At 43.7% G+C, this 17811-nt stretch carries 20 protein-coding genes and 1 pseudogene; 6 read left to right on the plus strand and 15 right to left on the minus strand.

All coding sequences use genetic code 11. The features are described 5' to 3' along the window. Positions 1-64 precede the first annotated feature (64 nt). The 5 genes from HL061_RS11295 to ispZ form a co-directional block, all read right to left on the minus strand. A complete protein-coding gene (locus HL061_RS11295) occupies positions 65-499 on the minus strand; it encodes a secondary thiamine-phosphate synthase enzyme YjbQ (RefSeq protein ID WP_071003102.1) in 435 nt (144 codons plus the stop codon). Positions 500-605: 106 nt separating this feature from the next. Next, a complete protein-coding gene (gene mnmD, locus HL061_RS11300; RefSeq protein WP_071003104.1) occupies positions 606-2678 on the minus strand; it encodes a tRNA (5-methylaminomethyl-2-thiouridine)(34)-methyltransferase MnmD in 2073 nt (690 codons plus the stop codon). A gap of 129 nt (positions 2679-2807) precedes the next feature. Then, complete coding sequence (locus HL061_RS11305; RefSeq protein ID WP_071003106.1) at positions 2808-3239, minus strand: hypothetical protein; 432 nt, start codon at positions 3237-3239, stop codon at positions 2808-2810. Then, positions 3236-3553, minus strand: coding sequence for a YciI family protein (locus HL061_RS11310; protein WP_071003108.1), 318 nt, complete (start codon positions 3551-3553; stop codon positions 3236-3238). Before HL061_RS11310 ends, HL061_RS11305 begins: the two co-directional genes overlap by 4 nt. A 134-nt stretch (positions 3554-3687) precedes the next feature. Then, positions 3688-4239 carry a septation protein IspZ gene (ispZ, locus tag HL061_RS11315; protein WP_071003109.1) on the minus strand — a complete coding sequence of 184 codons (552 nt, stop codon included), beginning with the start codon at positions 4237-4239 and terminating at the stop codon, positions 3688-3690. A gap of 305 nt (positions 4240-4544) precedes the next feature. Here ispZ and HL061_RS11320 point away from each other — a divergent pair, with 305 nt between their 5' ends. Then, a complete protein-coding gene (locus tag HL061_RS11320) occupies positions 4545-5426 on the plus strand; it encodes a PHP domain-containing protein (protein ID WP_071003111.1) in 882 nt (293 codons plus the stop codon). Positions 5427-5718: 292 nt separating this feature from the next. Then, on the plus strand, positions 5719-7179 hold the full coding sequence (locus tag HL061_RS11325; RefSeq protein WP_083328936.1) for a GGDEF domain-containing protein: 1461 nt from the start codon (positions 5719-5721) through the stop codon (positions 7177-7179). A 28-nt stretch (positions 7180-7207) separates the two neighbouring features. Here the strand turns inward: HL061_RS11325 and HL061_RS11330 are convergent, their stop codons facing one another. Further along, a complete protein-coding gene (locus HL061_RS11330) occupies positions 7208-8503 on the minus strand; it encodes a tRNA pseudouridine(13) synthase TruD (protein ID WP_083328937.1) in 1296 nt (431 codons plus the stop codon). Positions 8504-8745: 242 nt separating this feature from the next. Here HL061_RS11330 and HL061_RS11335 point away from each other — a divergent pair, with 242 nt between their 5' ends. Both HL061_RS11335 and HL061_RS11340 read left to right on the plus strand, forming a co-directional pair. Further along, the gene (locus tag HL061_RS11335) at positions 8746-10395 is read left to right on the plus strand and encodes an FAD-dependent oxidoreductase (RefSeq protein ID WP_071003113.1); all 1650 of its coding nucleotides are present in this window, start codon (positions 8746-8748) and stop codon (positions 10393-10395) included. 85 nt (positions 10396-10480) lie between these two features. Continuing rightward, entirely contained in the window at positions 10481-11092 is a 612-nt protein-coding gene (locus HL061_RS11340; protein ID WP_071003115.1) for a GNAT family N-acetyltransferase, read from the plus strand. A gap of 9 nt (positions 11093-11101) precedes the next feature. Here the strand turns inward: HL061_RS11340 and HL061_RS13990 are convergent, their stop codons facing one another. From HL061_RS13990 to HL061_RS11355, 4 genes are all read right to left on the minus strand, one after another. After that, entirely contained in the window at positions 11102-11224 is a 123-nt protein-coding gene (locus HL061_RS13990; RefSeq protein ID WP_257785219.1) for a hypothetical protein, read from the minus strand. Between the two features lie 228 nt (positions 11225-11452). Beyond that, on the minus strand, positions 11453-12808 hold the full coding sequence (gorA, locus tag HL061_RS11345; RefSeq protein WP_071003119.1) for a glutathione-disulfide reductase: 1356 nt from the start codon (positions 12806-12808) through the stop codon (positions 11453-11455). Between the two features lie 177 nt (positions 12809-12985). After that, positions 12986-13438, minus strand: coding sequence for a threonine/serine exporter family protein (locus HL061_RS11350; RefSeq protein ID WP_025645976.1), 453 nt, complete (start codon positions 13436-13438; stop codon positions 12986-12988). Continuing rightward, entirely contained in the window at positions 13439-14227 is a 789-nt protein-coding gene (locus HL061_RS11355) for a threonine/serine exporter family protein (RefSeq protein ID WP_025645975.1), read from the minus strand. A 117-nt stretch (positions 14228-14344) separates the two neighbouring features. Between HL061_RS11355 and HL061_RS11360 the strand changes: the two genes are divergently transcribed. Together HL061_RS11360 and HL061_RS11365 are read left to right on the plus strand one after the other, a co-directional pair. Then, entirely contained in the window at positions 14345-14626 is a 282-nt protein-coding gene (locus HL061_RS11360) for a DUF503 domain-containing protein (protein WP_071003121.1), read from the plus strand. Between the two features lie 88 nt (positions 14627-14714). Beyond that, positions 14715-15155, plus strand: a complete 441-nt coding sequence (locus HL061_RS11365; protein WP_071003125.1) for a hypothetical protein — start codon at positions 14715-14717, stop codon at positions 15153-15155. Between the two features lie 298 nt (positions 15156-15453). On the opposite strand, the gene HL061_RS11370 is transcribed toward HL061_RS11365, so the two are convergent. The 5 genes and pseudogenes from HL061_RS11370 to HL061_RS11390 form a co-directional block, all read right to left on the minus strand. Further along, complete coding sequence (locus HL061_RS11370) at positions 15454-16242, minus strand: hypothetical protein (RefSeq protein ID WP_071003126.1); 789 nt, start codon at positions 16240-16242, stop codon at positions 15454-15456. Further along, positions 16239-16346 (minus strand): annotated as a pseudogene (locus tag HL061_RS11375) (IS5/IS1182 family transposase); the annotation flags it as partial. The gene HL061_RS11370 and the pseudogene HL061_RS11375, both read right to left, overlap by 4 nt. Positions 16347-16414: 68 nt before the next feature. Further along, positions 16415-17035 carry a hypothetical protein gene (locus tag HL061_RS11380; protein ID WP_071003128.1) on the minus strand — a complete coding sequence of 207 codons (621 nt, stop codon included), beginning with the start codon at positions 17033-17035 and terminating at the stop codon, positions 16415-16417. Positions 17036-17142: 107 nt separating this feature from the next. Beyond that, entirely contained in the window at positions 17143-17490 is a 348-nt protein-coding gene (locus tag HL061_RS11385) for a type II toxin-antitoxin system HicB family antitoxin (RefSeq protein ID WP_071003129.1), read from the minus strand. A 2-nt stretch (positions 17491-17492) separates the two neighbouring features. Continuing rightward, a complete protein-coding gene (locus tag HL061_RS11390) occupies positions 17493-17792 on the minus strand; it encodes a type II toxin-antitoxin system HicA family toxin (protein ID WP_071003130.1) in 300 nt (99 codons plus the stop codon). Between the last annotated feature and the right edge of the window lie 19 nt (positions 17793-17811).

The raw sequence follows: 17811 nt of genomic DNA on the forward strand, positions 1-17811 counted from the left end.
GGTCATAATCAGGTTTATCCGTTAATAGCGCGCTATATCAATGTGGCAGGTTGAATCTATATTATTACGTATTGACCGTAATAACCAGCTTGCGCTGTCCGCTATATCCAGTCACGTCTCTATGCTCACATAAGTAAACCCCTTGCCACATACCTAGACCCAAGACACCATCTATCAGAGGAATGGTCAAACTTACCCCAAGCATCATGCTTTTAAGATGCGCTGGTAGATCATCCGAACCTTCTAAGGTATGGCGGTACTCTGGCTGATCGGCTGGGGCGATTTTATTGAGCCAATCCTCTGTGTCCAATCTTACGTCTGGGTCAGCATTTTCATTAATGGCGAGACTGGCTGACGTGTGTTGCAAAAACAAATGAACCAGCCCTGCTTTGGCGCTGGACGGTATGAGCTGAGCAATGGCTTCCTCGATGATAGGCGTGATGACATGGATGCCACGCGCGTAGGCAGGTAGAGTAATGGTGGTTTGGTGATAGCTCATGATGCTTATCTCATTGTCGGAATGAACATTAAATAAAGATATCACAAGATAATATGAATCGTCGAAAGCGTTGTTTTGATGTACATGAATATCATCCTAAATGATATTAAGTGAGCGGTGTTTGCAAACGGGTACGATTGGGCGATAGACGTGCGAGCATTGCATTAGATAGTGGCGCAAATGACCCTAGCAGCATACCCGCTAACGCTTCAGCGCAGATGGGTGCCAACGCATAACCTTTTGCACCCATTGCACTCATCGTCCAAATTCGCTGACTGTTGGTTAGTTGCCCAACGATTGGATGATAATCAGGTGTCTGAGTGCGAATGCCAGCGCGCCCTTGCCACAGGCTAGTATCGGCTGGCATGATAGATTCCATCTCAGGAATGGCAGCAACGAGCTTGTCCCGGCTAATCTGATGTTCTTCATCTCGAATGTCAGTACCTATATCATTGCGGATAAAACTTGCCCCTAGTAATAGATATGGCTTGCCAGCGGTGACAGTGTTTAGGTTATCATCGCCAGTCTGTGCATTGAACAGCGCACAGTAACCACTATATTTAAGCGGGATTTTTGGCAAATTTATCAGTTGCTCTAGGCTAGGATGAAACCAAGACAGCTGACCACGAATTTTACGGCAATCAAAAATACGCTTATCTAATTGATGACTCTCAAAGGCGGCGCAAATAACGACATGATCAGCAAGAATAGAGACAGTCTCCTGATTTTGATCACTGCCTTCAATACACACTTGCTGTTCAGTTTCGTTAATCTCACTCACTTCTAATTGCTGAAAGCGAATGAGCGGATGTGTCAATATAATAGTTTTCAATGCTTGCGGATTGACCAAACCAGACTGTGGTAAGTATAAGTTCTCTGATAAGTCTTGCTCTTTTATTCCACTAATATTCTGTGCTTGCTCATGGGGTAGGGTGGTTGCCATCTCATCAGGATAATCTGCGATTTGCTCGGTGCCAATATTGGCTTTCACCAGTAAATCAAGCGCTCCAGTCGGCTCCAGTACTGGCGCTGTATTGAGCTGTGTGGCTTTCTGATTAAGGTCTCGATATAGCCTGCTGCTATAAAGATAACCGATGGTATGCAAATGTTCATCAACGTGGTGAATTGGCGTCATTTTTGGGGCAAGCAATGCTCGAGGGTTGCCTGAAGCGCCAGCCAGAGGCGCCGTTTTGTCTAATAAAGTGACCGCAATGCCGCGATTGGCAAGCGACCAAGCCGTTAGCAACCCTGAAACGCCTGCACCAATGATGGCAGTGTGATTAAAGGTGCTATCTGTTGTTATCTGCTCCGCATCGTGGCTTTCGTTATCACAACTTTTATTATCACTAGTAACGTCAATATGGTTTGTATCGGTCATGATGGCGGTGAGCATTTCTCGCTTTCGACCAAAACCTTTTACCTTTTTGATGGCAAAGCCATGTTCCTTGAGCCCGCGCTTTACGATGCCTGCGCAGCTATAAGTAGCGGCGGTGGTATGCGGACGCGATAGGCGCTGCATCTGTGTAAAGATACTGTCAGCCCACAAGGTACTGTTGCAAGAAGGCGCAAAGCCATCCAAAAACCACGCATCGATATGAGGCTGAGGCGCAGACTGCTGAGAGCGCTCTATTGCCAGTTTGCTAAGGCTCTGGGCTGCATCCCCAAGCCATATATCGACCGTCAGATTATCATAAGAAAAGTCCAAACGGTGACAGCCTGCGATAAGAGGCGGGTATGCCGCCAAAAGTGGCTCAATCAATGGACCAAGCTCGGGTGCACGCTCACCCCATAGGGCAAGTATGTGCGTCAGATCTGCAAGCGGTATCGGGAATTTTTCAGTGGTAATGAAATGTAGGCGGGCATCTGCCAGTTGTGGGTAGGTATCGCGCAGCTGTCGCCATAACTGCCAAGTCGCTAAGAAGTTAAGCCCAGTACCAAAACCCAATTCAGCAATCGTAAAGCACTGCTTTGGTGCGAGACGTACCAAGCGATCAGGCAGCTGATTGTGCGCTAAAAATACATGACGTGTCTCTGCCAGACCATCCGCATGCGAAAAATACACATCGCCGAACTCACCAGACACTGGCACCATATTTCCAGTATCATCCATTTGCCACTCAACCTTGGCAGGTGTGATAATGTTTAATGGTTCAGCGTTTGTGTGATGAGCGATAGACATGGAAACTTCTTAGTAGGATGATTTACTATAATAAAAATGTTGTTGATGACAGAATCAAGTTCATCAAAATACAATGAGACGTCGTAGAATAGAGCAGGTCAAAGGCTAAATCTATAAAGAGCGCATCGCTTACCAGCGATCACGGCGAACGAACACCAGCCACGAGATAAAAATACCCACCAATAAACTGATCAAAACGGTAAATGCACCATACAAAAACAGCTGACCTTTGCTCTCATAGACTAAGACGTTTGCTTGGGTCTGCAAGTCGTTCACTTGGCGTTGCAATTGTGCATTACGGCTGAGTAGTTCTTGATTGGCCTCGGACAGTGCTTTAGTAGACGGTTGCAACTGTGCTGCCAGAGTATCATTGATATCTAGTGCTGAACTTGTTGCTGCATCGCCTACAGCAGGTTGATTTATAGAGGCTACTGTAGGATTCGCTGCCTCTGCGTTGGGTGCCGTTGGCGCGGCTTGCACTGATACTGCTGCCATCAGTAGCAGGCTAGCCAAGCTACTTTTATAGAATCGAGTATTCAAATAAAGGACTTTCTGACTCACGATGCAGCTACTTTATCAGTGGGCGCAGGCAATGCTTGGATAAATGGCTTGATATCCACGTGGCTATAAACGCCATCACGTAAATAAGGCTCATCGTTTGCCCACGCTTGTGCCGCCTCGATAGAGTCAAACTCAGCAATGATTAAGCTGCCTGACATATCGCTCTTGCCATGTTCGATCGGCGTTGGGCCTGCAATCACCAGACGATCTTCACGACTTAGCGCCTGTAATCGCTCAATATGTTCAGCGCGAGTAATCAGACGCTGTGCGCTGCTATTAGCCACATCATGACCAATAATGACAAATAAAGACATGGAACTTCCTTAGTTGATAATAAAACGTAATGATTGATTTGAAATACATCGTATAACGCTAACGGCTGATTACTTTGAGCTCTAAAAGCAGTTTTATCAATTATAAGACAGTAGCTGCAATCAGCGCATAACTGTTATTTAGTGGTTTTGTCCGTCAGCGCAGGGTTGAGATGCTTTTTGAGTACAGCAAACTGAGCCACGACGAATACCAGCATAATCGGAATCCAGCCATAAGTCTTGAAGTTAATCCACGCTTCATCTGACATGGTGAATGCTGTAATATAATGGAGTACAGCCATGAGGGCGAAGAAAAGTGCCCAAGCAACGGTCAGTTTTTTCCAACCACTAAGTGTTAAAGTAAATACTTCTTTCATTGCTAGCTGCATTAATGGCTTATTGATAGCGGCACTGACAAACAAGGTCAACGCAAAAATACCATTGATAATGGGCGATTTCCAGCGCAGATAGATATCATCACGCAGCAGCAATGTGCCACCGCAAAACAAAATGGTTAATAGTAAGACGACCCATTGTTGCTTATCAAACTTGCCTTTTTGGCGAATAAAGTGAATGGCATAAACAATGATAGTAGCGACGAGCAAAGCCCCTGCCGCTGCCAAAATACCGTTATAACGCGCCGCGATAAAAAAGGCAATCAAAGGGATAAAGTCTAATAATGCTTTCATAGCAAAGGTTGTGTCCAACAAAAACGTATGAGGTAGTTTACACGTCTACTGCCGCAAAAAAAAGCAATCAACACGATAATCCTGCGATATACGTCACCTACAGAGTAATACGGTCTTATTGCGAGCAATGACCATAGCGCTAACCAAATATAACCATCAAATACAGCAGCAATAGTCGCTAAATCCAGAGAGTTGGCTCAGACATTATCATTAATAATAGCAATCAATAGCAACCAATATGAATAGTGACTATCTACTACTAAATTGTTTATACGCTTATTTTTTAAAATATTAAGGTTTATCTTATGAAATATGACTTACATTGTCACAGTACCTGTTCGGATGGTACTTACGCACCAACTGAAGTAGTAAAGCGCGCGCACGCAGCGGGCATCAATGTACTGGCATTGACTGATCACGACACGCTAGTGGGCATTGATGAGGCAAGAGAAGCCGCTAATGCTTATGATATACAGCTGATCAATGGGGTGGAAGTCAGCTGTGAGCATACGTTGAGCGGCGGCTATGGCAAAAACAAATCTACTAATAAGATCATTCATGTGCTGGGACTGGACTTTACTGATCGCGAAAAGATGCATGCCACTCTGCAGCAACTACAAGACAGTCGGGCCACACGTGGTCAGCGCATCACCGAAAAGCTCAGTGAGCTGCTAAGCATAGATTTTGATGAATTGTGGCAAGCCATTCTGGATAAGGCAGGGGGTAATCCGCAAGCCGTTGGACGCGCACATATTGGGCAAGTGTTGTTTGAGCGGGGCGAGGTCAAAACGGTCCAAAAAGCCTTTGATAAATATTTGGCAGATAATAAGCCTGCCTATGTGGCGATCGAGGCGTTGACGATGCAGCATGGTATCGAGCTGATTCATGCTTGTGGTGGTCGAGCGGTGCTCGCGCATCCCACGCGTTATCATCTATCGGCCACACGAGTGCGCAAGCTGATTGGGGAGTTTGCTCAGCTTGGCGGTGACGCTTGTGAGCTACCAGCCACAAGTGAACCAATCAGCACGCGCAGAATGGTTGATCGTAGTATTGCCGAGCACAATCTTGTCACCTCGATTGGCAGTGACTTTCATGGTAGCAATATGCCGTGGCGCTGCTTAGGGGATGTGCCTATCTTAAATGAAGACCAACGCGGTATTTGGGAGTTGTTTAACACGCCTGCTTAGTCTGATGGTTTTATCATGTTTTATGGACATTTTAGCGGTTAGTCACTTTTGTGTTTCGTCGCCAAGATGACTGAGTCTTTTATGTGAATATCATGACGCTCAAAACTGTATATTCAAAAACTGCTGATTGATAAATAAATGTACAAAACAGATTGATAATACAGACAGAACTTGTAACACTTAAAGGGATATCTAGAAAAGTTTATAAAAGGTATGACGCCCTTTAACTCGATTAACTCGATCACAATGCCTGTAAAGTCAGTGCATTTATATTTTCTGCGGTAGCCCATCTATGGCTGTGTCGGTCTCTCATCTTGGATACAAAAAGCTCTCTCAAATGATTTTTGAGTGGCAAGCGGCTGATAGAACGTCATTGATGGCGTTATTTATTGTCATGGAAGTATCCTTGCATTGGCTGTGGTGTCTGTTTGTTTGGTGGCTACAAGATGCGCTCCATGCCTATGTCAATATGCACTATCTGTACCCGCTATGGCTGGGAATCAGCGTAATGGGTTTATTTTTCTTATGTATGGTCAAATATTTGCCGCACTCTGGAAGTAGGCGGGATATTTTAGACAGATGGCAAATCGCATTAGTGCTGACTTATACGTTCTATATTGCTACCGTCATCGTGGTGATAGGTTATAGCAGCTTGTTTGCTGGAGTATCGCTAGTTGGCGGTGCGATGCTTGGCATGATGCTCATCAAACGCCGCTATGCTTGGCGCATGTTTTGGCTACAAATCATACTTATGTTATTGGCCATTACCTCGCCTTATTTTGGTATCACTTTACCCAATCTGCGTCAGTTGACCGTTATCCACCCGTTACTAGAAATTCATAATTATTTGACTTACAACGAGATTATGGCGGTTGAAAATGCCGTTGCTGCTTCAGCGTTTGAAAATAATGTATTAAGTTGGGATAGTATCACTGAGATACAGCGTTCATCAGCTTTTTTTTGGCGCTCAACCCATTTATATTTAGCACTCCCGAAAGCGATTTTTATCGTTTATATATTTCGTGCTTTGCTATTGGTTTTAGATGATAGTAGGCAAGAAACCTTGCAGTATGCCAATCAAGATGAGCTCACGAAGCTAAAAAACCGTCGCTACGGCCTGAAGAAAATGAAGTATGCGTTGTCAACGGTACAAGACAATCAGGATTTGAGCGTGATGCTCTTTGATTTGGATTGGTTTAAACGCATCAACGATAACTATGGCCACGATGTGGGGGATCAAGTGTTGATCGAAATATCGCAGACGCTATTGCAGTCGTTATCAGATGAAACCATCATTAGCCGTTACGGTGGTGAGGAGTTTCTGGTTGTGCTACCAGATACGTCGCACGATAGTGCAATGGTGATTGCGGAGCAATTACGGCTTAGTATTGCTGAGCATATCATCAATGTCGGTGATGTGTTTGATTTTAGCGTGACAGCGAGTTTTGGGCTGTATACCTTGACCCATCAAGAAAGAGCTTGCATTGCCAAAAACTATAAATCTATTTTGGCAAAAAAAGCCCAGTCTCAATCAAATGCATCACCTCTTATCAAGCCGATTGCCACTCAGCGCGCTGAGAGCCAAATGGCATTCATGCAAAAACTGCCTAGCGACATCTGCCAACGTTTGATTAGCGCAGCAGATAAGGCTCTTTATGAAGCCAAGCACCGTGGACGCAATCAAGTCGTCAGTGCCAACCATATGTTTGCTGAAAAAAATGGTAGTATCCATTCACTCTACAAAAACCGCTAGCTGCCCCTCTGCGCTATCAATAACTCAATCATGAATCCATCTGCTGCACCAAACTTGCTAGCACGCTAGTGGCAAAGCTACCAGTGGTCAACGTAAAGCTCAATACCAATATCTGCTCATCCCGCCACTCCCAGCTTAATTGCTCAATAGGCAGTCTTAACGGGCGTCTTTGTGCTTTGATATCACGCTGCTCCAATCCCGTTGCTAGCTGCATGAGTAATGGGCTGTGTTGTACAACTTCGTTTTCTAACGCGGCTGCACTGCCACTGACTTTATCGTTACCTGTACCCCACAATACGGCAGTTGGATGAATATCGCCGCTACTCATACGAGCGCGTAACGTATCGTCTATCTCCTCACTGGTAAATATCGACCCCGAACCATCCAGATTAAATACTTCCCCTGCTAGGCCAGCGTCCCAGCTGCCATTACGAACTCGCGCTGCCAATATCTCATTGAATATCAAGCTACGGGCTGCCGATAGCTCCATCGTATTTTGCTCGCGCGGCGCACGTTTGCGTTTGCTCTTTTTGGGTTGCGGCTTTGGCTCGCGCGCTGGACGGGCAAATAGCGCCAACGCTTCTCTAACATTATTACCCTGACGACCAAAACGCTGTGGGCCAAAGTAGTTAGGCACACCTGTTTCATCGATGCGTGCTAAATGCTCCTCGACGCGTTGCTTAGCCGTCTGCTGAGTAGATAACGATTGCTCAGTTGATTCAGTGTTTTCATCATCATTCGTAAACTTAATATCACGCAAGGTAATGATAAATTGATTGGCACGGTGGGTACCGCGATTGAGTTTTTTATTATGCCAGTGCTGAGCCAGAATAACGACAGATTCATGCTCGCCAATATCTATCGGCGCAAACTCTGTAGGCGGCAACTGCTTTTTGGGTATACGCAGGCTAAACCACTGGGTCGTCACCGCATGACGATCCTTCAGTCCTGAGTAACCGACATCACGTAGCGGTATGTCTGCCCACTCTGACAACAGTTTTGCCAGATACGCGGTGTTCATGCCTAGTTTTTTAATATGCAGCCATAGATGCTCACCATCACCTGTCAACTCCAGCGGGAGTATTTCGTTGACCACAAAGTCGGTAGCATCCGCTTTATAAGTGGCTCGCTTTATCGGTTGAGGCTTTGGCTGCGGCAAGTTTGCGGTGTCAGTGACAGCGCCAATATCAATAACACTGAGATCAAAACTGTCGGCAGCCTGATTATTTGTATCGCTATCTGAGTCACTATCTGAGTCGCTATCTAAGACGGACTGAGGAGCAGAGTTGTTTTCAATATCGTTAGAGGTGTTTTGAGGAGTCATAAAATAGTCTTTTATTGTGTTTATTTATAATAAATGGAGATAGCAAAGACGCTGATAAAAACGGCGCAATTACGTTTTGCAACGCAGCAAGCATACAAAAAAACATCGTATATGCTGCGCGCTTGCTACTATCAATGCATAAAACATCAAAAATAATAAGGTAGGTTGAGTCGCTCTGAATGGTTAGGGCTATTTTCAACACGCTATCATCAGGAAATCATTATAACTGTTAAGGAAGCATTATGACCAAGGCGATGATCAACACAGTCACGATAACAAAATCGGATATTCCAAATGGCGGTATGAAATCGTACAAGCAAGACGACGATAGTATCATTTTAATCACTCGTGATGATGATGAGTTCCATGCATTCGATGGTAAATGCCCGCATGCTGGTGCAGATTTGGGCGATGGGTTACGGTGTGGTCATCGAGTGGTTTGTCCTTGGCACCATGCAAGTTTTGATAGCCGCGATGGGTCGCTTCTAGAGCCGATAGCGACAGAAGGTTTGAAGCAGTATGAGCTTATCAATGACGGTGACAATGTGATGGTTGATACCTCAGCCACGATAAACAAGCCGATAGAAAACGACAAATTGACGGACACTCACACCATTATCGTAGGTGGCGGCGGTGCTGGGTTTATGACCGCGCATCAGTTGCGCCAAGGTGGCTATGGCGGCAAAATCACCATGATTAGCAAAGATGACAAAGCTCCTTATAACCGTCCATTATTATCGAAAGCATTTTTGGCAGGGAGCATGGATGAAGATAAGCTATTATTGGGCGAATCAGATTGGGCGAGTAGCAACGATATTGATCTGCACCTGAATCAAACGGTCAGCGAAGTATTGCCCAATGAGGCGACCATTGTCATAAAAAATGAAAACGGCGACAGCACGCGGCAAACAGCGGACTTCTTAGTGGTGGCAACAGGGGCGTTGCCGATCACTCCGCCTATCAAAGGAGCAGATATAGACGGCGTCTATACCTTGCGTAGCATGGCAGATGCCAAATTGATCAAAGCGGCTAGTCATGACCAGCGCGTGGTAATTATTGGTACAGGTTTTATCGGTATGGAGACCGCTTCGGCATTGGCACAAGCAGGCACGACTGCTTCTATTACCGTGATTGGACAAGGCAGCCGTGTGATGAGCAATATCGTCTCAGAAACGGTGAGTAACGCCTTAATTAAGCTACATGAAGAGAAGGGTATTAACTTTGTGTTCGATGCAACCGTCAGTGAAATCACTAAGATTGAGCGTCAAGTGGACAAGGATGGAGATAGCAATAATCAGGCTTTCTCAAATGTAGGCGGTGTGACGTTGGCGAATGGCGAGCATATTGATGCTGATATTGTAGTCTTAGGTACAGGTGTGTCACCACGTACAGAGATATTGCATGAGGTCAATGATCCAGATGGTGTGCAAGTTGACGCTCATCTACAACTGCGCGATGGTATCTATGCGCTCGGTGATATTGCTAAACCTACTAACCAAATGGGTCGTATGCGTATCGAACATTGGCGCGTGGCGTTGCAGCATGGCATGGTCACAGCCGCTGCAATCCTAAACGATGACAATGTCGATTCGCTAGAGGCGCGCATTCCCTTCTTTTGGACCATGCAATATGGCAAAAGCCTACGCTATAGCGGTCATGCGCCAACGCCCGATCACAATATCCTATTTGGAACACCAGATACGCTCGACTATATCGAATATTATTTTGATGACGAAGGCGCGGATACACGTGCGAGTGCGGCAAGTACGCTTGGACGTGATAAAGAGCTGGTTGCTTTCTCTGAACTATTACGCCGAGGTCATGCACCAACGCGCGCACAGCTTAACGCAGGGTTTGATATGGTTGATCAGGCGCATGCATTATCGCGCTAGTACTATAGACAGATAAGTATTAGTATTTAAGCTGGCTTAGGAAACTAGGCCAGTTTTTTTATAAATAAAAAAGGAACACTATAATATGAATAAAAGTAATTTGAGCAAAGATGCCGTATTTTTACGTCAGGCTGACGCGAGTGATATTGACGCACTTGAGCGGTTATTGAACTGCTGCTATCGAGAGACAGCGGGCTGGACCAATGAGGCTGACTTAGTCGGCGGTATCCGTATCACGCCAGAGGAGCTGGCGAGTACGATTAATAATCCCGCACACTATCTGTTTGTCTATCCAAAAACCACGACAGGTGAGCGTGATGCAAAAGAGACAGGTGAAATACTTGGTTGTATCGCTGTCGATATAAAAACTGATGCCAACTCAAACAAAAAAGCCTATATCGGTATGTTTGCCGTGCATCCTGAACTGCAAGGGCAGGGCGTTGGCAATGAGATATTACAAGCGGCAGAGACGTTTGCCACACGACATCTGTTATCAACTGAAAATGGCACTGATAAACAGCCTGCACGCTTAACCATGTCAATCTTGAGCCACCGCCCTGAGCTTTTGGCTTACTATCAGCGCCGTGGCTATCAGTTAAATGGTAATAAAATACCGTTCCCAAATGATGGCAATAATGGCGAGCCTAAGCGCGATGACTTAGTGCTATTGGAGCTTGAGAAAATCGTTAACGCATAATAGCGGACTTTATGCGCCCCAAAAGTGACCAAAAGTCATAAACAGCCCAATGCTGAGCAAGATAAATGCCACGATAATTAAGCGCTTGAACCAGTTAAAAGCGGGCACGCGCGTGGCATTATCATCAGACATGAGAAAAGCGAATAAAAATAGCAAACTTCCTGCCAAGGTCATGATGCCTAAGCCCACGGGTAATATAAAAAGGTAAATCTGCCACACAGTCATCTCGCAACGGTCATTATTAAACGCATCATAGCAGTATCGGGATTGTGCTGTCTGTATGTGGTTTTACACTAAAGCAAAAATAGACAATAAAAAAGGCCATTTGTTAAAAATAGCCTTTCTTCTGATTCAGTCTGTCTAACGCATCGTCACAAACTCTTCTGCACCGGTTGGATGAATAGCAACGGTATTATCAAAGTCTGCTTTGGTCGCGCCCATCTTCACTGCTACGGCAAACCCTTGCAGCATCTCATCGACACCGTAACCGATGCCATGTAAGCCGATGATTTTTTCTTCCTCACCTAAGCACACCAGCTTCATCACGCATTTTTGGCGATGCTGCGTCACCGCGCTATACATCGAGGTAAAGGTCGAGGTGTAGCACTTAATGTTGTCTTTGCCATGTAGCTTCACCGCGTCAATCTCAGATAAACCAATAGTACCGATAGCGGGATGAGTAAATATAACCGTTGGTATCAAATCATAAATCAAATGCTCATCGGTCTTGTTGTTAAACAAGCGCTCAGACAGACGCCTACCAGCGGCGATGGCAACTGGTGTCAGATCAATGCTGTTTTCGATAATATCACCGACCGCGTAAATACCATCGACATTGGTATTTTGGAATTTATCGACTTTGATTTTGCCAAACTCGGTGGTTTCTACGCCTGTTACTTGTAGGTTGATGTTGTCAGTAGACGGCGCGCGCCCAATTGCCCAAATCAAGCAATCGACCGTATCAAGCGTGCCATCTTTAGTACATAGCTCTAAACAGCCATCTTCGTTTTTATTGACTTCGGTAAGGGTGGTGTTGGTATGCAGATGAATACCGTCTTGCTCCATCTCTATGAGCAAGGTCTCAACGATAGTGTGATCAAACGAGCGTAGCGGCGAATGCTGACGCACGTATAGATGCACCTCAGCGCCTAAGCTGTTCAGCACGCCTGCGATTTCAACAGCAATATAGCCTGCGCCTGCGATAGCGACGCGTTTGGGCAAATGAGTCAATTTAAAAAAACCATCAGAATCGATGCCGTGCTCTGCGCCTTTGATATTAGGCTTGATAGGATGACCGCCCGTCGCAATCAAAATATGGTCAGCAGTGATTTGCTCGCCATTGACCTCAACCGTATTGGTATCGATGAATTTAGCAAAGCCTTTAATCACTTCCACGCCATTTTTGGCTAAGTTATTGTCATAAGCGCGATGAATATTCTCGATGTACTGCTGACGGCTTTGAATGAGTTTTTGAAAATCGAAATTCTTTAACTCAACCTCGAATCCGTAGTCTGGCGCGTACTTCTCAATCGCCTCAGCGACTTGCGCGCCGTACCACATCACCTTTTTGGGTACGCAGCCCCAATTGACGCAAGTGCCGCCTAATTGCTCCGCTTCGATAATCGCGCACTTTTTGCCATAGCTTGCTGCACGGTTAATGGAGGCAATACCGCCGCTACCGCCGCCAATGGAAATATAATCATAATGCTTTGTCATTGTTATGTCTCTTCATTAAGTTTCGGTACAGTTTTGAACTCTATTGTAATGGGTATGGATAATCCATCTTACAAGTTTTTTATCATAAGGGTGTGCCAGCTAGCATCAGTTTATAAAAGTATTTAAACAAAAATAGCCTAACACATAATAATCTCATTTAAACCCACTTAAACCTGCCTAGACTATGGCACGCCGTCTATAAAATAACAGCCCAGGAATGGACAAGCCCAGTACCAATCCTGAGGTCACAAACAAGGCTTCGAATAAATACACCATCATTTGGCTAAATAACTCGTCTGAAAAGCCAAAGTAACCAATCTGCACCATACTGACCATTGCCTTATAAGCGGCGATACCTGGCATCATACAGATGACACTTGGGGAGATTAACGCTTTGGGCGGTAGGGTGTATTTTTTAGAAAAATACACCCCCAAAAAGCTGGCGAGCATCGCGCCAAAAAAGCTGGCCACCACCAGATGTATATGCTGATAGACAAGCGCTGTTTTAAGTCCGAATCCCAGAGCGGTCATCAGCAAACACGGCAAAATATAGCGTTTGGGCACGCTAAACATCAGCGTCCAGCCAAGGGTAATGATGCAAGACAGCACAACGGTCTCAATAAACCACATCTAAAACCCCCAGTGCTGTATGCGTAGTAACACCAGCGCCATCACGATGCCCACACAGGCGGACAAAGTGAGCATATAAGTAAACACCGCCCGCCCAACGCCGATATTGACATAGCCCTTTAAGATATCGGATAAGGAGTTGATCAGCGGAAAGCTTGGAATCAGCAGCAGCACGCTAGAGGCAACGGCGATATCGGCGTTATTGCCAATATCAAAGTAATAGGTCGTCGCCCCGATCAAGGAGGCGATAAAAGCGGTAGCAATGACGGTGATAAAAGGGTTAAAGTGGTGCTTGGATAGATAAATACGGGTAAACATCGCTACCATACCCGCGATGAAGGTCACCGCCGTAATCGACCAGCTGCCGCCATTCAAATAAGCAAACGCCGCACAAGAAGCGCCGACAAATATACTGACTAGCCATGTCGGATACACGGTTTTATCCAACTCATCAAACGCAAGGGTTGTGCGGTCAATCAAATCATTATTATTGATAGTGGCTTCGGTTTTATTGACGATTTGCTGGATTTGCACCAATAAATTGACATTGATGCTTTGGTTGATGGTGTCTCGGGTGGTGGTGATACAGCGCTCATTACAGATAGTCGTCAAAGTGATCGCATTGAAATTTAGCGAACACTCGACGCTACTCATTCCCAATGCAAACCCCAAACGCTTCGATAAGTCCACTACCACGGCAGACTCAGCGCCATACTGCATAAGGAGTAAGCCGCAGCGCACGCATAATCGAGTGATGCGTTGCTGCTGTACGTAGCTGATAGAAGTCATTGGAGGAATATGCATATTGGCTGCGATATCGATATGGATAGAGGTAAAGATAGCATAACTTGCCTTGCTTATTTGCTACTATTATAAAGCGTAAACCACTGTCACAAGGAGAATAAAATGCATATCGCTATCTTAACGCTGACTTTTGCGCTACCTGGCTGTAGCTCACTCAAAGAAAAGCGCCAACGTATGGGCGGCCTGCACGCGCGTTTTGGCAATACGCCAAGCGTTGCGGTCTGTGAGAGCGGCGCGCGTGATCAGCATAACGCCAGCGAATGGACGTTTGTGATCGTTGGGCTGTCTAAACGTGAGGTGGAGTCGCAATGTAGTCAGATTGAGGAAAAGATAGAACGGACGGTAGATGCGCGGGTGATGAATGTTGAGAGAGAGTTTATTTAATCAAAGCGATTTTATTATATTTTCTATTATCGTAAGTTATAGCTTAAGTGTGGTCTGATTTTTCTTAGGGTGTTTAACGGAATATTTAATGAAAGTTCTAACTTTGATAAAAATCACTCTAGGTGTATCTATTGGTCTTATGCTTTTGGCGTTAACTCAAGAAGCATACTGTACCGCCGAAGGTTGCATGCATTCAATGATGGCTTTTATTTTTGGCATATTTGGGATGTTCATTGGGGGTAATGAAACACTTACTTGGTTTGCTAATCCGTTATTAATTCTGGCATGGTTACTTATTAAGTATCGTAAAACATCTTTTTTATTGAGCTTATTATCTACTTTAATTGCAGTGTCATTCTTAATGTTTGATGAGGTAGTTGTTACTGAGGCGGGACATAGCAGTATGACTACAAGATATGCTCTAGGATATTGGCTGTGGGTAGGCAGTCATGCTGTCATGGTATTGGGCAATGTACTAATAATGATTAATGGACATTACTATTTAAAAACAGAAACGAAAAATGATTAAAATTTAGTGCAATCCTTGCTAGTAGTGTCTTCGATATTGAATATCGGTCTGCAAGTTAGGGTTGATGATTTATCTTAAGTTATGATGTTGGGGGTCGCAAGCTCCACGCCAACCTACGGATTGTAGGTGATTTCGTATTTAGATTGTAGGTTGGTGTCGAAGGATGAGACCCAACGAGATGGTTTTGATGAATATGAGACAGTTGGGTTTCTCTGGTTAACCTAATCTGCGAGCTAACCAACCTATAAGATAATATCGTAATATAAGGATTTAGGGAAAAATCTTGTTAAGAGTGATTCTAAGATAAAATCCAAGTCGCAATAGTAGATGCGAAAATAGCTTGAAGAGTAAGTATTGCAAACCAAGCTATAGATTTAGCGTAGTTCCAATTTAGTTTAGACTTAGCTTTAGCTAGAATTTTTTTATCACCATTGTTTAAATGTATATAACTTAATTCATCTATTCTATCAATCGAATTTTCTAAAAATTTCCCCAGAATTCCTCCTGAAAAATAGAACATACCAATAATACCAATGGTTGATACCAAGTATTTCAGGTTGTTCACATTAACAGTGAAATCTAAATTGATTACTTCAATTAGATAATAGCAAGTGTAAGCCGATATAAGAAACATCGCTATGCTTGTAAATATTGGAAACCAGTGTGATTTACTTTGTAGCAGCACTATAAATTTATTTTTCTTATTGAGCTCAATCTCGGATATCCAACTATCTACTGTAAGTAGCATGTTTTTAGCAACTATAGAATCTATATGCTCAATTTGAATAGTTATGATTTGTCCTTTAAATAATCGATATAACAACCTTGTGGAATTATTCGATTTGGCTTTATGTTTAGCAGCAATTTTAGAAGTTATATTTATTAAAATTTTATAAGGCTGAGGTTTCTCAACATTAGAAAGACCCAGAAGCACATTGAAAGTAATAACAATGTTTTCTACAGGGGAAGTACTGCTTTTGTCATATCCTTGAAATCTGTCAATAGATGAAAAAACCTGCTTACTGTTATCAATATGAAATATAGTTATATTTTCGTTTCTACTTATTAGACCTCTTGCAAAAGTCATAATTTAAGCTCGGAATTAATGATACCAGCAAACAGCTTCATTCTAAGATCATAGCGCTGACGACGGTTGCGATATTTATGAGCCACGATTTTAAACAACTTGATTATGCCAGTGTAGCGTTTAAAACCAGCGTCACTTTGTTTGAGTAGCTTATCTATGTTTGGCATGGTTCTTAGACAACGATGAATGTTCTTCTTATTTTAATTCCCTCTGCTACTTTTGCAAGAGGTCTAATGTCGTAATCAATTTTATGCGACCATATCTTAAATGGTAAATGGCTTATATATGCGGCGAGTACATAAGGTATCTTTCCATGATTTTCTATATGCTTATAGGGGTATGGCGCATACTTTGGAGTAATATTAAAAGTGCCAAACTCAGCTATGAACTCAAATAAATATTGAGGTTCTTCGATAATATTAATAATAATATCAATTAAGTATGAAGAATGACCGTCTATATCTTCTTCTTCATCTGCAAGAAATAAATAATCATCGTAAGTGAAAGGTTTTGAGAGCCTACTTTTTGATCGTTCACTTTTAGAATTAATCAACGTTTCAATAAACTTTTTTAATATATAGTGAGCATCAAGATTAGTAATATTGCTTTCAGCTAAAATTGTTCTAATATTTAGATGGTCTCTAAACACAAAGTCATAGTATGTAAACTCAGTTTGATCGTCTGCGCTACGCCATATTGTAGCTATATCGGGATAGTCATTAACTGAAAGCTGAAGACTTTCATCAATATATAAAAAATGCTCGTAAACGCTGATAGCCGTGCTTGTGTCCATATTTCACACCCCTACACCCTTAAATTAAAGTAGGTGCAAGGCAGTGACAGCATAAGGGTGTGTAAATAGCTGTCGTTCGGGTAATTAGTCCTAGCCTTGCATAGTCGTTATGCCATGCCTTCGGTTTTGATGGCATTGGCAAGTGTATTAGTGACCCATTGGTTAAGGCTCATACCGTGGCTGGTGGCAATAGTTGTTACTTGCTCGTGTAGCTCACTTGGCACACGGGTTACAAACTTACCTGAAAAGGATTTGTAAGGCTCAATGCCTTGTTCTTGGCAAACGTCCAAAAAGGTTTGCAATGACTGCTTACCCTCATTTTCTAAATCGGCAATGCTGTCACCATAAAAGTCTGCCCCACCATTTAGCCCTACAAATTCTCCACGGAATAACCCTAGTTCAGGGTCATATTGAATAAGTGCTTTATGGTCATTAATCATCATAATGTTTTGCATGATTATTCCTCATTATTAGTTACGGGGGCGGTGTCTTTGGCTTCATCAATAGGGCTATACCCTAAACTATCTAGCCATTTACGAACGCTAGCGACTGCGCCCTTATCTGTTGTCGGTTGGGGGTGTGGTCGGTGATAAACTTGTACCTCACCATCTAACACTACAGCTATTCTTGATCCTGCCCGTTCGTTGACCTCTGCACCTAATGCTATAAATAAGGCTTCAATGTCTGCCCACTTTATATTTGCTGATATAGGCTTAGTAAAGATGATATTAAGTGTTTTTAGGTGCTTGCGCTGCATGTTATGTCCTTAGCTCTAC

The organism is Psychrobacter sp. PSP, assembly GCF_024085615.1.
GTDB lineage: Bacteria > Pseudomonadota > Gammaproteobacteria > Pseudomonadales > Moraxellaceae > Psychrobacter > Psychrobacter pacificensis.

What these genes read in the sequence shown, in the direction of transcription:
- HL061_RS11295 (WP_071003102.1), bottom strand. Translation starts at nt 499, where the DNA reads ATGAGCTATCACCAAACCACCATTACTCTACCTGCCTACGCGCGTGGC.
- mnmD (WP_071003104.1), bottom strand. Translation starts at nt 2,678, where the DNA reads ATGTCTATCGCTCATCACACAAACGCTGAACCATTAAACATTATCACA.
- HL061_RS11310 (WP_071003108.1), bottom strand. Translation starts at nt 3,553, where the DNA reads ATGTCTTTATTTGTCATTATTGGTCATGATGTGGCTAATAGCAGCGCA.
- ispZ (WP_071003109.1), bottom strand. Translation starts at nt 4,239, where the DNA reads ATGAAAGCATTATTAGACTTTATCCCTTTGATTGCCTTTTTTATCGCG.
- HL061_RS11320 (WP_071003111.1), top strand. Translation starts at nt 4,545, where the DNA reads ATGAAATATGACTTACATTGTCACAGTACCTGTTCGGATGGTACTTAC.
- HL061_RS11325 (WP_083328936.1), top strand. Translation starts at nt 5,719, where the DNA reads ATGGCTGTGTCGGTCTCTCATCTTGGATACAAAAAGCTCTCTCAAATG.
- HL061_RS11330 (WP_083328937.1), bottom strand. Translation starts at nt 8,503, where the DNA reads ATGACTCCTCAAAACACCTCTAACGATATTGAAAACAACTCTGCTCCT.
- HL061_RS11335 (WP_071003113.1), top strand. Translation starts at nt 8,746, where the DNA reads ATGACCAAGGCGATGATCAACACAGTCACGATAACAAAATCGGATATT.
- HL061_RS11340 (WP_071003115.1), top strand. Translation starts at nt 10,481, where the DNA reads ATGAATAAAAGTAATTTGAGCAAAGATGCCGTATTTTTACGTCAGGCT.
- HL061_RS13990 (WP_257785219.1), bottom strand. Translation starts at nt 11,224, where the DNA reads ATGTCTGATGATAATGCCACGCGCGTGCCCGCTTTTAACTGGTTCAAG.
- gorA (WP_071003119.1), bottom strand. Translation starts at nt 12,808, where the DNA reads ATGACAAAGCATTATGATTATATTTCCATTGGCGGCGGTAGCGGCGGT.
- HL061_RS11350 (WP_025645976.1), bottom strand. Translation starts at nt 13,438, where the DNA reads ATGTGGTTTATTGAGACCGTTGTGCTGTCTTGCATCATTACCCTTGGC.
- HL061_RS11355 (WP_025645975.1), bottom strand. Translation starts at nt 14,227, where the DNA reads ATGACTTCTATCAGCTACGTACAGCAGCAACGCATCACTCGATTATGC.
- HL061_RS11360 (WP_071003121.1), top strand. Translation starts at nt 14,345, where the DNA reads ATGCATATCGCTATCTTAACGCTGACTTTTGCGCTACCTGGCTGTAGC.
- HL061_RS11365 (WP_071003125.1), top strand. Translation starts at nt 14,715, where the DNA reads ATGAAAGTTCTAACTTTGATAAAAATCACTCTAGGTGTATCTATTGGT.
- HL061_RS11370 (WP_071003126.1), bottom strand. Translation starts at nt 16,242, where the DNA reads ATGACTTTTGCAAGAGGTCTAATAAGTAGAAACGAAAATATAACTATA.
- HL061_RS11380 (WP_071003128.1), bottom strand. Translation starts at nt 17,035, where the DNA reads ATGGACACAAGCACGGCTATCAGCGTTTACGAGCATTTTTTATATATT.
- HL061_RS11385 (WP_071003129.1), bottom strand. Translation starts at nt 17,490, where the DNA reads ATGCAAAACATTATGATGATTAATGACCATAAAGCACTTATTCAATAT.
- HL061_RS11390 (WP_071003130.1), bottom strand. Translation starts at nt 17,792, where the DNA reads ATGCAGCGCAAGCACCTAAAAACACTTAATATCATCTTTACTAAGCCT.